Annotated in this window: 13 protein-coding genes; 1 reads left to right on the forward strand and 12 read right to left on the reverse strand. The window is 40.0% G+C overall.

All coding sequences use genetic code 11. The features are described from left to right. Window positions 1-40 precede the first annotated feature (40 nt). Entirely contained in the window at window positions 41-1,537 is a 1,497-nt protein-coding gene (locus tag BM086_RS07590; protein WP_141107710.1) for a cell wall hydrolase, read from the reverse strand. Window positions 1,538-1,541: 4 nt separating this feature from the next. Further along, window positions 1,542-2,228, reverse strand: coding sequence for an MIP/aquaporin family protein (locus tag BM086_RS07595; RefSeq protein WP_092325410.1), 687 nt, complete (start codon window positions 2,226-2,228; stop codon window positions 1,542-1,544). A gap of 148 nt (window positions 2,229-2,376) precedes the next feature. Here BM086_RS07595 and BM086_RS07600 point away from each other — a divergent pair, with 148 nt between their 5' ends. Next, window positions 2,377-3,918, forward strand: coding sequence for a glycoside hydrolase family 28 protein (locus tag BM086_RS07600; protein WP_092325411.1), 1,542 nt, complete (start codon window positions 2,377-2,379; stop codon window positions 3,916-3,918). A 156-nt stretch (window positions 3,919-4,074) separates the two neighbouring features. Here BM086_RS07600 and BM086_RS07605 read toward each other — a convergent pair whose 3' ends face one another. The 10 genes from BM086_RS07605 to BM086_RS07650 form a co-directional block, all read right to left on the reverse strand. Then, the gene (locus BM086_RS07605) at window positions 4,075-4,566 is read right to left on the reverse strand and encodes a GAF domain-containing protein (RefSeq protein ID WP_092325412.1); all 492 of its coding nucleotides are present in this window, start codon (window positions 4,564-4,566) and stop codon (window positions 4,075-4,077) included. Between the two features lie 62 nt (window positions 4,567-4,628). Continuing rightward, window positions 4,629-5,306, reverse strand: coding sequence for a hypothetical protein (locus BM086_RS07610; RefSeq protein WP_092325413.1), 678 nt, complete (start codon window positions 5,304-5,306; stop codon window positions 4,629-4,631). Next, on the reverse strand, window positions 5,303-5,968 hold the full coding sequence (locus BM086_RS07615; protein ID WP_092325414.1) for a hypothetical protein: 666 nt from the start codon (window positions 5,966-5,968) through the stop codon (window positions 5,303-5,305). The genes BM086_RS07610 and BM086_RS07615 overlap by 4 nt, the downstream gene beginning before the upstream one ends. A 14-nt stretch (window positions 5,969-5,982) precedes the next feature. Then, window positions 5,983-6,894, reverse strand: a complete 912-nt coding sequence (locus tag BM086_RS07620) for an ATP-binding cassette domain-containing protein (protein WP_092325415.1) — start codon at window positions 6,892-6,894, stop codon at window positions 5,983-5,985. A gap of 1 nt (window position 6,895) precedes the next feature. Next, window positions 6,896-7,270 (reverse strand): GntR family transcriptional regulator, encoded by a 375-nt coding sequence (locus tag BM086_RS07625; RefSeq protein ID WP_092325416.1) that lies wholly within the window; start codon window positions 7,268-7,270, stop codon window positions 6,896-6,898. 426 nt (window positions 7,271-7,696) lie between these two features. Beyond that, window positions 7,697-8,839: a tyrosine-type recombinase/integrase gene (locus tag BM086_RS07630; protein WP_092325417.1), complete on the reverse strand. Its 1,143-nt coding sequence runs from the start codon at window positions 8,837-8,839 to the stop codon at window positions 7,697-7,699. A gap of 82 nt (window positions 8,840-8,921) precedes the next feature. Next, entirely contained in the window at window positions 8,922-9,092 is a 171-nt protein-coding gene (locus BM086_RS07635) for a helix-turn-helix domain-containing protein (RefSeq protein WP_092325418.1), read from the reverse strand. Between the two features lie 141 nt (window positions 9,093-9,233). Next, window positions 9,234-10,685 carry a virulence-associated E family protein gene (locus BM086_RS07640; RefSeq protein ID WP_242952147.1) on the reverse strand — a complete coding sequence of 484 codons (1,452 nt, stop codon included), beginning with the start codon at window positions 10,683-10,685 and terminating at the stop codon, window positions 9,234-9,236. Next, entirely contained in the window at window positions 10,657-11,268 is a 612-nt protein-coding gene (locus tag BM086_RS07645) for a CHC2 zinc finger domain-containing protein (RefSeq protein ID WP_175560154.1), read from the reverse strand. Before BM086_RS07645 ends, BM086_RS07640 begins: the two co-directional genes overlap by 29 nt. Before the next feature lie 13 nt (window positions 11,269-11,281). Continuing rightward, a complete protein-coding gene (locus BM086_RS07650; RefSeq protein WP_092325420.1) occupies window positions 11,282-12,595 on the reverse strand; it encodes a hypothetical protein in 1,314 nt (437 codons plus the stop codon). Between the last annotated feature and the right edge of the window lie 71 nt (window positions 12,596-12,666).

Genomic DNA, 12,666 nt, shown 5'->3' on the forward strand with positions numbered 1-12,666 from the left:
CTTCATAATACAACTAAATAAAATTATTCGCAAGGATTTTTTACTCTGAACCACCTTCTGAATTGCCATCCTCCTGAGAAGATGAATCTTGAGGTTCTGCGTTCTCTTGAGGCTCCGGATTTTCCTGATTTTCATTATTCTCTTCTGAAGGCTCCTGGTTTTCTGAAGGAGTTTCCTCTGAATAGTTCTCCTGGGGTGTTTCTTCAGATGACGGTTCAGGCTGTGCCTCCTGAGGTGCCTCACTTTCCTGCGATTCAGTGCTCGTCTGTTCCGGTTCCTTCTTATTGGTTATCCACCTATAGAAGAAAGCATGATTGCCGATCATAGTGTACTCACTGATTCCGTAATAATCAGCATAATACTGCGTCATAAAGAATAGATAATCGCCAACACGTGCTCCATCAAGCACTTCCTGAGCAGCCTGAATGCAGGTAGAATTAGGACCATTTGCTATTATCAGCTCGACCTTGCCTGACCTGTAGGACGCAAATTGCATGTTCTGCGTGATTACGCCTACAATGGTGTTAGGAAATGCCGAACTCTTTACTCTGTTCATAATAACTGAACCAACAGCAAGCTTGCCGGTATAAGACTCGCCTCCCGCTTCAGCCTGAATAGTCGCTGCAAGCCACTCAAGTTCGCTTGCGCTTGCTGCATACGCACCGGAAGTATCTTCCTTTGTCAGAGCTAGACGATTTGCTATCTGCTGAGCAAGTTTAGCCTGTGCTTCTGCAGTCTGAGCTTCAAGCGCTTTCATCTTCTTATCAAGATCTGCAAGCTGATTATCATAATCTGCCAGTTTATTCTTTTCAGAAGAAATCGAAGAGTTAGTACTGCTTAATTTCCCCTTTACCTCATCCGTCAGATCTGCCAGTTCATTATGCTTGGCATCGAGAACATTCTGATACTCATCAAGCTGAGCTTCTTTTTCCTCAACAACCTCAACCTTTTGCTCAATAAGATCCTGCAGCGCCTTATACTCAGTAATGACCTTGGTATCATAACGCAAGATTGCGCTGAAGTACTCGAACTTTGTAAGAAATTCCTGCATCGAGCCGGATTCAATGATAATTCGCACTATTCCCTTGCTTCCACCGCTCTCATAGGTATTCTTCATTCGAAGCATCAAAAGATCATGTCTTTCTTTTTCTTTTTGTCTGGCTTCCTGCAGTTCATTATCAAGCCTTACTATTTCCGAAGAAACTTCAGCCATTGCCTTTTCAGCCTCAGATATCTCTTCATTAAGGTCATCCAGCTTATTCGAATATCCATTTATTGTCTTTTGTAATTCTGAACTCTGGCTTTGAAGATTTGACAGGGCATTCTGTGTCTGAGTCCTTTGCCCCTGAAGCGCAGATATAGCTTCTTTTGTCTCTTTAGTCTGCTTCTCAAGATTTGAGATTGTCTCCTGCGTCTGTGCCTCTTCCTGCTGCATTGAGGCTATCGTTTCATCCATTTCTTCAGCATAGCTTACAAAGGATGTCTTTCCCAGGCAAAAGATCAAAACCAGTAATCCTGCTATAACTCTATTTCGCATAACCTCAATCTTCAAGTGCTTTATATACTAATGCAGCAATAGCTGCTCCAACAAGCGGTCCAACAATAAATACCCATAATGCTGCAAGAGGCGCCATATTGCCGGAGAACGCAGCTACAAGTGCAGGGCCAAAACTTCTTGCAGGATTTACGCTTGTTCCTGTAAGTCCAATTCCCAAAATATGAACAACTACGAGAGTAAGACCAATCACAAGTCCACCAAATGAACCATGGCTTGTCTTCTTAGAAGTAACACCAAGAATTGCTGTTACGAATATATATGTAAGAATTATTTCTACTAAAAGACCTGCAATCGGATTTCCATTTACTCCTGCAAGCCCGTTTGATCCAAAACCTCCGGTCTTGTCTTCCACCTGACCAAGTCCGAAAACAAGTGCCAAAATGCCTGCGCCGGCAAAAGCTCCGATGCACTGTGAAATAACATACCCTATGAACTCACTTACCTGCATCCCGCCTGTCATAAGAACTCCAAGTGAAACAGCCGGATTGATGTGACATCCTGATATGTTACCGATTGAATATGCCATTGCTACAATTGTAAGTCCAAATGCGAGTGCAGTTAAAAGATATCCCGCCCCGCTGGATGCATCACACCCAACAAGCATAGCTGTTCCACAACCAAGCACTACTAATACTGCTGTTCCAATACCTTCTGCTAAATATTTCTTCATACCACGCCTCCTGACTTTCGAATGCTTTTTGCATTCAATATTTTATTTATTGTCTCCCCTGTAGCGACAATATCTTGTATAATCTCATTATAACCATTTCAGTCAAAAGATGTTACATTTTTTCGATAAAATATAAAGGAATTAACCTATGGAATCGTTAGATTTTCTATTAGACTACAGAACAACCCAAAATAGCGCTGAAATTTTCTGGGATTTACCGACCACCGCCACATCTGATTGTCTTTATCAGGTTTATGTTGATGGTAAATTTCACATTGAAACATCTAAGACACATGCTTCAATAACAGATCTTTCTTCTGATCAATCTTACGAAATTGAAGTTTTTATTCTATATTCCGGTGAAAACTCCGATAAATCTATTGGAAAACTCACAATTCATACTGCTCATGAAAAGAAAAAAATTGATATAACTAAATCACCCTATTTTTGCAAAGGCGACGGCAAAAAACTTAACACTGAACAGATTCAGCAGGCACTTGATGATTGCGACAAAAACTCTTATGTGTTCATTCCTTCAGGAACTTTTTTGACCGGAGCGCTGAACGTTCACTCTGACACCGAAATATATCTTGATGAAGGCGCCACTTTGCAGGGCACAGATAATCCCATGGACTATCTCCCGAAAATTCCAAGCCGCTTTGAAGGCCATGAAATGGAATGTTACAGAAGTCTACTTAACCTTGGAAACATGGATCATAACAGTGGGTACAACTGCCAAAACGTTATTATCCACGGGAAAGGAGCAATTTTCGGCGGCGGTAGTTCTCTTGCAAAGGCGATTGCCAAAATTGAGGGTGAACGCCTGAAAGAATATATCAATGCTCTGGGGGATAGAATCAAAGAATACGAAAAGCCGGAAACCATTGCCAGCAGATTTCGCGGTCGCCTTATCGGAATGAACAATTGCCAAAATGTTTGGATACACGGATTAACACTTGGTTTTTCTCCATCCTGGAATATTCATTTTGTTTACTCCGATCAGATTGTCACAGACCATTGCACCATTAAATCACAAGGAGTATGGAATGGCGATGGATGGGATCCGGATTCCTCCACGAACTCCACTTTATATGCCTGCGATTTTTATACTGAGGATGACTCTGTTGCCATCAAGTCAGGAAAAAATCCTGAAGGAAATATAATAAACAGACCCACCAGACATATCCGCGTATTTGATTCGGTATGCCACTTTGGTCATGGTCTCTGCATTGGAAGTGAAATGTCCGGTGGAGTGGACGATGTAAGACTTTGGAACTGCGACATGGGACCCACCTGGTCAGGTATAGAAATAAAAGCCACCAGGAAAAGAGGCGGCTATGTAAAAAATGTCCTTGTGCGAGACATTACCGCTTCTCACGTAATGATGCACTCTGTAGGATACAACGATGATGGAGAAGGCGCTCCAACTCCACCTGTCCTTTCAGATTGTCGTTTTGAGAGAATGCATCTGCTTGGACGATTCCTTGATAATAACGCAGGCAAAAATGAGTGGCATAACTGCCCCTCAATTTTGCTATGCGGTTTTGATGTTCACGGATATGAGATAAAAAATATTGAATTTAAAGATATTGAAATGGAAGAACCTGCTGATGGTTTCGAAGATATTCACACAGAATTCTGCGAGAATGTTTCATTTGAGAATATGAAGATTGTTCAAAGACAATCCTAATAAATTTCAGATTACTATTTTTCTCACATCCATAGCGGAGCGTTTTTTTGTTAAATAGGAATTTCCTCTCAATAAAAAAATCATAGCAAACGCATTTATAATTAGTATCGTTTGCTATGATTTGCTTACTCATTCATTATTACATGAAACGCCTTATCAGATATCTAAGGATTCTGTCTTATATTTCTCAAGTCCGGAAAAATCAGCTGTTCTCTCAATAGTCTTTACAAACTTTTCAAGACCTGCCTGATCCTCGAATTTAAATCTATCCAGACTTGGACTGTCAATATCAAGCACTGCCACCACTTTTCCTTCATAATGGATTGGAATGACTATCTCTGAATTGGAATCAGCATCACAGGCAATATGTCCCTTAAATTCGTGAACATTTGCAACCAAAACTGTCCTGTCTTCTTTGGCTGCTGTACCGCAAACCCCTTTTCCCAAAGGAATTCTGATACATGCCACTTTTCCCTGGAATGGTCCTAACATCAGTGAGCCTTTATCCATCAGGTAAAAGCCTGCCCAGTTCAAATCCTCTACACTATCAAATATAAGTGCTGAAGCATTTGACAACACAGGAACAAAACATGGTTCAGTTTCCGCCAATGCTTCCATTTGCTTTGCGAGCATATTATAATCTGTCATAATTTCCCTCCAATCTAGATTACCATTCCCTAAATTCTAGCACTTAATTTGTTTGTGCACAATTAGTTTTTTGACATACTGACAATTCCCCTAAATGCCAGTGTTGATAATGCTTTCTTATAAAAAACCTTGGACAATATCACAAATGCACCCCAGCCAAGGAATATAAGTACATATCCTAAAACAACTGATCTTAACAAGCTCTCTGATCCAAATCTATATAAAAAATGACTTTCATTTATAGAAAAGCGTAGAATAGGTATTCCTACAATCATAAATGCAAGCAACCCTTGAATAAAGTATTTATAGCAGATTCCTAAATAAGCAAAAACTAAAAATGTTATTAGTCCAAGAATAAATATATACCTGCTCTGAGTAGCATAGTTTTCCTCATATGTAATACCGTCTACTCCAACTTTAATAAGAACTATATGTAAAAGAACCAGAATTGTATATGTGATCAAAGATAATGGAGCTGTTATCATAAGCGGCCATCTGGTCTGAGCTATTTTCTTATATGGTGATGATTGAAATAGGCCGGAATAATTCATTGGATATACCATCTGAGCAATCAGAGTCGAAAGAATCACCAGATATAATCCTCCGGTAATATTCCTTCCTAAAAATCTTAATTCCATAAACATTCCCATTGCCATAAATAGCACCAGTGTTCCTGATTGTGCAAACATCTTAGGACTGTATTTTATTAGTTTAAGTTCTTTTTTTAATTCGTTTATCATCTTTTGTCTCCATAAAAACTTCTGTCAAAATTATTTAGCACTACTTTTAACATACACAATGTAGATAAGACCGATAATAACAATAATATAATTAGCCACAGTACGATATTAGCCTTGCCTGATTCATATCTACTATAAAAAAAGATGCTCCCAATAGCCGCAAATACCGCAGTCAAAATCCCTGTTATTATGGAATAATTAAGGAATGCCGCAATATTTCTCAGTACCATAAGCGCGATAGTGTTTGCAGAATATGTAAAAAGAATCATTGCTATGCTGGCTGCGATATATCCTTGCGGTAATTGCTCTCTGCTTACCCTTACCGTTATTACCATTGAAATAAAGATTACAAAACAAATATAGGAGAAGCGCCTTATCTGATCAATCATGATGCCCTCTTTTACAAGCTTCCTTCCACTATTGCAGCATCTTAGCATTCCAAAGGAAAAATGTCTGGATGTAATTCCATTAAATGCAAAATAATCAGCAATGCATCCAAGCGCAATGATATATATACATATATACATCAGATTTCCCGGTCCCATTACAGAAGCCGTAAATACTTGATAAATAATAATGAGAGCCGGCATCACCAGCAATATCACAGCACTATATAATCTTCCACAAAAGCATCTGTAGGTGTCTCTTAAATTCTTAAGCATTTGCCACCTCCGCCTTAGCTAATCTTCCCAAGCTTTGAATAATTTCTCATTATCCCAACTGTCAGCTGCATAAGAGTCGGCGCTTCTACTTCGATATCAAGCCCGGCCAATTTTTCTATGTTTTCAGCTAAACAAAGACCTTCATATCCAAAACTGTTAGTAGTAATATCGAATAGGTATTTTTTAGCTATTTCCTCATCTTTTTTCTCACCCTTAACATAAAGATATTTTTCTTTTAAATCTTCAACAAATCCCTGTTCTACTGCTTCCCCGTTCTCAACTATCACAATATAGTCCGTAACATTCTCCATATCTGCTACATTATGAGTAGAAAAGACAACTGATCTCTCCCCCTCTTTTTCCGCCAGATATTCTCTGATCATTGAGCATAATTTATCTCTCATCAGTGGATCAAGCGGAGAAGCGGGTTCATCAAGAAGAAGGAGCTTCGTATCCCTTGCAAGAACGCCTGCCAGCATCAGCTTAGTCCTGTTTCCATCAGATAATGCGCTTACTTTCTTATCTTTTTCAAAAGCTTTACCGCTAACTACCGCCATATCTCGCAGCATGTGATCATATTTTTCCCCGTTAAATCCATCAAAAAGCAGTTCCTGCACTTCTCTTACCTGTTGCATATTCCAGTTTGGCAAAAAATAATTCCCAGTTCCTGTGTACCCAATTCTATTCTTGACATCAGGCGTATTCTCACGGTCTTTTTCTGAATACTTTTCAAAATAAGTTACATCACCCTTATGATCAAGCTGCAGTCCTGCTATTATCTCCAAAAGAGTTGTTTTACCGGCTCCATTTTCCCCAATAATTGCCGAAGCAAAGCCCTTTGGAAAATCTACACTCTCGATGTTCAATTCAAAATTTCTGTACTTCTTTTTTATATTCCTGCATGTTATTACTGAACTTGTTTCCATATCATTCCTCCGCGAATTTTTGCAATGTTGTCAGTGTTTCTATCAGTTCCTCTTCGCTCATGCCAGCTATTTTGGCATATTTTATTGCTTCAAGCAGTGCTCCTTCAACTTTTCTCTTATGCTGTTCCTTAAGCATTTCCCCATCCTGAGCATTGACATAATAGCCTTTTCCCTGAACAGCAGTGACAAGTCCTTCACTCTCAAGCTGTTCATATGCCTTGATAGTGGTTATTACGCTTATCTTCAAGTCCTTAGCCAATCCCCTTATCGATGGAAGATACATTCCCTCTTCATACCTTCCCTCAAGGATTTCTGTTCTAAAGTTGTCTGCAATCTGCTGATAAATAGGAACTCCCGAGCTTTGTGAAATCTTCATTTATGTTTCTCAACCTCTCATTCATATTTTACAACAACTGTATATCTGTTATATATACACTAATATCATTTGAATGTCAATACATTATACAGAGAACAATCCTATCTATGCCCTCAAAGAGCTTTACTTATAAATCCATGAAAAAAGAAAAAGGTATAGAAGTAGGCAATCGCCTATTTCTATACCTTGTAATTTTCTATATATCTATTATTGATTTGTTGCATTGAGAAAAATTAAGTATTTTAAACTTTTCTAATAGTCTGCTATCTTACTTACGATAGCAAGCAACAACAAAACTACTCAAATCCCTATAAGCTTAATCATAGCTCATCTGAAACCTCGAAAATTACGAATTTCAGATATTTAGTCACAATATAGCTTAAATACTCGCTTTCTTTATCTGCCCTCTATGCTACTACACCACTTTTACACCACTTTCTCCATGAGCGCCATTGCTTCAGTGAGAGTATCGTCCTCGACATGACAGTAAAGATCCATAGTCATCTGAAGAGAATTGTGACCCAGAATCTTCTGAAGAACCTTGGGTTGCATTCCTCTTGCAATAGCTTTGGTCGCAAAGGTATGCCTAAGTCCATGTGGCGTAAACGGCGCAAAATTCAAGCCAGGATTCTCACGATTGATTTTGTCAACAATATAGCGTATGGATCCTCGTATATTTGCTTCATTGATCGGATTGTTGGTCTTACTGCAGAAAACCAGATCTTCCATTCCGGGCCTAGGATTATGCCTGATTGCAACACGCTCTTTCCATTTCTTCTGTTTAAGAAGTGCCTCTTTAACAGCAGACGTCATCGGTATGCTTCTCTTCCCCGCCCTGGTCTTTGGAGGATGAAACTCATAAATACCAACTCCACCATTAGGCAGATAGCATAGAGTTTTGTTTATCTCTACCATGCCAGTGTCAAAATGAACACAATCCCAGTTCAATCCGAGTATTTCACCCATTCTCATTCCTGTCCCCAGCGCCACAACAAAGAAGTTATGCATCTGGTCTCCATCTGTGCTGTCTAGAAGAAGTGAAATCTCTTCATCTGAAAGAATTCTCTTTTCTGCCTTCTCATCATTATCAATAGTGGTGTTTATGCCAAAAGCCACGTTCTTCATGAGAAGGTCTGTTTCTACCGCACGATTGAGCATATCTATAAGAACACTCTTGCAATCATCGCGCATATTATCCGTCTCAAGCTTGTTAAATGCATCCTGTAGTATTACAAGATTCAGTTTATTTAGCTTTCTCCATCCAAGATCAGCTCTTAATCTGTTGTAAATAACTCCGTAAGTTCTGATTGTTGTATCTCTGCAGTGCTTCTTGCAGGTAGTAATCCACTTATCGTACCACTCGTCAAGAGTAATAGTGCTGGTTACAACGTTGATCTGCTTCTCATCCTCGTATTGCTCATCTCGTAGCTTTTTTGTTATCTCTGTGACTGTATTAGCATATATCGTCTGCCTTTTACCAAAGCGATTTGTAAAGCGAGCCTGATATAAACCATCCTTTCTCTGGGTAATACCCTTACCCAGTTCTTTACCATTTAATGACTTTCCCATTCTATCTCCTTTCGTGAGATCAAAATGGGAGCCTACAACTATATAAAGTATAGCAGTAGGCTCCCTTTGTCTCAATTCATTTTTACGCTGTGTTTCTGTCAATCCACTTGTCCAACTTGTTCTTGTCGGCGTACCATCTGTTGCCAATCTGTACCCCAAATCCGTTCCGACCACGTAGCAATTCTCTTGCCTTAGTCTTGCCAATTCCCATATACTGGCAAAACTCTTCAATATTCAATAATCTCTTTTCCATATTGTTATTCCCCTCCATTGAAAAGAGCCGGCAGGAAGGTGATAAACTCACTCCCATAAACCGGTTCTAAAAAATTTTCACTTATTACAGTTACAAAATACTTTTATTTTTATCAGTTTATCGGTTTATCAGTTTATCCTGTCAGGTGAAGGGAATCTCCATCTGTTCAGGAACCGGCATAAAGCCATCAGGATCTGTGACCTCCAGCGGAGCGCCTTCTCTGACCCATCCACGCTGCTTGCCATAGTCAAAGAAGTCATGACTCGATACTCGTTTCCATCCCGGGATGTTATCCATGATGTTCGCTATCAACCTTGCTTCACCCTGTTTGGGTTTGTCAAAAAGACTGCTATGCCCCAGTGCTTTATAGAAAAGCATCTGAACACATACATAGTTCTCTTTAGTCGCATCAAGGAAATCACGTATCTCTGTTTCCATGGGATCTTCCGGAACAAAATCTTCCTGAAGGAGCTCCAGTTCTTCCTGCATTTCTTTTGAAAGAGTCAGAGAATAATCTCCTGACCTGAATATCACCATCATCTCAGCCCACATCTGCTCGATATATTTCCTGGATTCTTCTTCATCATCAAGGATGTGGACCTCAGCAAATGCTGCATGGCACTCAATAGGGATAAACCTTCGGTTACCTGATTTATCCGGAGGAAGGAACTGTCTTTTATTAGATGTTCCTGCAAATACACACTTCCTTGGATGCTCAGATACAAATTTGTCATATCTTATGCGGTATACATCCACCTGTCTTGTTATAAAAGCTTTGATCTCCTCAGCGTTTGATGCTCTTACTGTAGCAAGCATCTCCGCCATTTCTACTATCATGTGCCCCTGAAGCTTTTCAAAGACATCATCTCCTTCAAGGTTCTTGAGGTCATCAGTGAAATACCTGTCCTCTATAGCAAGGAATCGCAGAAATGTTGATTTGCCTGCTCCCTGACCACCTACAAGACAGATCATATAGTCAAACTTGTGTCCGGGATCATACACTCTCGATATTGCACCAAGCATGAATATTTTGAGTGCCTGATAATTGAGTTCGGACTCATCAGCACCAAGGAAGTGGTGTAGAGCATGACGCACTCTTTCGGTTCCATCCCATACAAGCGACTCCCAGTACTGCTTTATTGGATGATAGGGATTATCAAAAGAAACCGTCTTTATAGCCCTTTCGATCTTCCTGTCATCTTTCAACCCGTAATGAACTTCAAGATAGGTTATAAGATTTGCCACATCAACATCTGTTAGGGCGGCAGTGCTTCTTCTCCATGGCACAGGTTTTATGATGTCCACCCTTTCATTCAGCTCATTGAATCTTATTGCATCCTTAAGCACCGGATCTTCCCGTAGTGCTGTTTTACAGTTGTTATTTGTCTGAAGTGGGATCCCTTTAGGATCTGTTTCAAGAAGCTGTTTCACCTGCCTGCGCCTTTCTGAAATCTCATCATTATCAGCCTCATTATTTGTACCTTCATCTGTAGCAATTTTCTTAGCCATGCGCTCCATGAATCCAGAAGCAAAAAGCACAGTGGCCATTCTTTCCATTTCTTCATCAGTTAAAGCTTTTAATTCGTTCCCCAATACGTTTTATCTCCTCTCCATAAGTTTCCAATATTTCAATCTGTTCAGTTCGTTCTCCAAATAACAGAGCATCAAGAATTTCATTTACAAAATCCAGCTTATCCAGTGCCTCCACGAAAAAAGGATGCCAGTCGGCATCCCCTTCGTCCTTTGGTTCATATTCTTTTTTCCAGTTCCACAAAAGCCTGTGATACTTTGAAAGAGTATTGATGGCATCCCTCCTTACGATATCAAACGCTCTTACGACCTCGCGTCTGACAGTAAGTTCTTTTCCCTGACGAATCTGTTCTTCAGATTTGAAAGTTCTATGATTAGCTCCAATCTCTAATCTCAGATAAAAATCCTCATTCAGCTTTTTTACTGAATCGATTGCCGACAGTCCAAAGTGGTTTGAAACAAAATCTATCACATCCCCATCCGCTCCACATACGAAGCAATGATAGCGCTTATCCACCTTCATGCTTGGGTGTTTATCATTGTGGAAAGGACAGCAACACATCCCTTTGCTGCCAACGTCAATACCATAATGCTTAAAAGCATCCACCGCTGTAACCATTTCTTTGACCTCATCAAATACACTCACGTCTTTACCTCCCTCACAGGCACTGTTCATGCTTTCTTTTCCTTGAAGGCACATCCAGTTCCTTTGCTTTTTCTTTGGCAATCTCTTCTTTTTTCTTATTAAGGATTTCAATAAGACTTGGTCTTGCTGCTTCAGCTATTTTATTTAGAAGGTGTTCTTTCTTAGTAGTTGAAGTAAAAGATCTTTTCAGAGATTCCACAACTCTTGTCTTGATTCCCGATAGCCTTTTCTGCAGCTTATCCAGTTGCTCTACAGCAAACCTTCCAAGAGCCTTTGTGATGAGATTATCTGACTCAGTAATCTCAGCTTTTAACTTAGTGATCTCCTTTGTCTCTTCTTTTCTAATATTCTCAGCAATCTCATCAATGATGGTTTCACATGCCTTATCATAGGCAATCTCTGTGACATCATTTATAAAGACATCCACTTCTTCAAGCTGTAACTCTTTCTGAAGTTTTTCATCATCCAACTCCTTGATTTCTTTTTTGAGGTCATTTCTTTCTTCAATCAGAATGCTGTTATCAATAAGGAGCTGTCCATTCTCAATCTGAACATTCTGATTTTTCATATTGATCTGGCTTGTGATGAACTCCTGCTTTTCCTGATATTTCTTCCCGCCATAGATAGGTTCTACCTCAAGATCGATCCCATGCTCTTTGCATTTCTCCAGAAAGATGGCTCTGCACTCCTTATCAAAAGTCATCTTCCTGTTGTTATACCTTCCCGGTTCGCTCCCCTTATCAGGAAGTTCAAGCCCCATCCTCCTGCAGGCTTCTTCCTGCTGGGGCATATCAAATCCATACTCATCAGGAGCAAAGAACACATGGCGCTCATGGATGTGAGGAGTCTTCTCATCAATATGAAGCCCCCAGTCCATGGTCCTGCAGTACTCTCCAAACCTTTTGTCAATTTCCTGCATGGTCTCGGCAACTACCATCGCAAGTTCCTTGTAGTCGACCGTACCATCGATGTTCCCGATCTGATAGATTGTTTCTTCAGGACACCACTTTTTATTAGTAACTACTTCTTCCATAGTCTTGATCCTTTTCTTGTGGCCTTCCTTTCTGTGTCTTTCATTCTGTGCATCAAGCCATCCCGTGAACTGCTGCTTGTAAAAGAGAAGCTCCACATCCTTAAAAGACATCCAGTCATCCGGTCTATCTTTATGGAAAGTGAATCCCTGATAGCAGTTCCAGTAAATGTTGTTGGGCGTCATCTCACTGTTGATGTCAACAGCATTATCAAGATCAAATTCGCGGTCATTGTGCTTCGGATTATAAGTCCCGTGTGCTCCTGATCTTCCATTGTGCCTTGTAGCACGCATCATAATTTCTTACCTCCATTAGTTGTTTGTTTTTTAAAAAGCCTTGTCAGCCGAGGGAACCCCCAGCCCACCTG

The organism is Butyrivibrio sp. YAB3001, assembly GCF_900112195.1.
Taxonomy (GTDB): domain Bacteria; phylum Bacillota; class Clostridia; order Lachnospirales; family Lachnospiraceae; genus Butyrivibrio.

What these genes read in the sequence shown, in the direction of transcription:
- BM086_RS07590 (WP_141107710.1), bottom strand. Translation starts at nt 1,537, where the DNA reads ATGCGAAATAGAGTTATAGCAGGATTACTGGTTTTGATCTTTTGCCTG.
- BM086_RS07595 (WP_092325410.1), bottom strand. Translation starts at nt 2,228, where the DNA reads ATGAAGAAATATTTAGCAGAAGGTATTGGAACAGCAGTATTAGTAGTG.
- BM086_RS07600 (WP_092325411.1), top strand. Translation starts at nt 2,377, where the DNA reads ATGGAATCGTTAGATTTTCTATTAGACTACAGAACAACCCAAAATAGC.
- BM086_RS07605 (WP_092325412.1), bottom strand. Translation starts at nt 4,566, where the DNA reads ATGACAGATTATAATATGCTCGCAAAGCAAATGGAAGCATTGGCGGAA.
- BM086_RS07610 (WP_092325413.1), bottom strand. Translation starts at nt 5,306, where the DNA reads ATGATAAACGAATTAAAAAAAGAACTTAAACTAATAAAATACAGTCCT.
- BM086_RS07615 (WP_092325414.1), bottom strand. Translation starts at nt 5,968, where the DNA reads ATGCTTAAGAATTTAAGAGACACCTACAGATGCTTTTGTGGAAGATTA.
- BM086_RS07620 (WP_092325415.1), bottom strand. Translation starts at nt 6,894, where the DNA reads ATGGAAACAAGTTCAGTAATAACATGCAGGAATATAAAAAAGAAGTAC.
- BM086_RS07625 (WP_092325416.1), bottom strand. Translation starts at nt 7,270, where the DNA reads ATGAAGATTTCACAAAGCTCGGGAGTTCCTATTTATCAGCAGATTGCA.
- BM086_RS07630 (WP_092325417.1), bottom strand. Translation starts at nt 8,839, where the DNA reads ATGGGAAAGTCATTAAATGGTAAAGAACTGGGTAAGGGTATTACCCAG.
- BM086_RS07635 (WP_092325418.1), bottom strand. Translation starts at nt 9,092, where the DNA reads ATGGAAAAGAGATTATTGAATATTGAAGAGTTTTGCCAGTATATGGGA.
- BM086_RS07650 (WP_092325420.1), bottom strand. Translation starts at nt 12,595, where the DNA reads ATGATGCGTGCTACAAGGCACAATGGAAGATCAGGAGCACACGGGACT.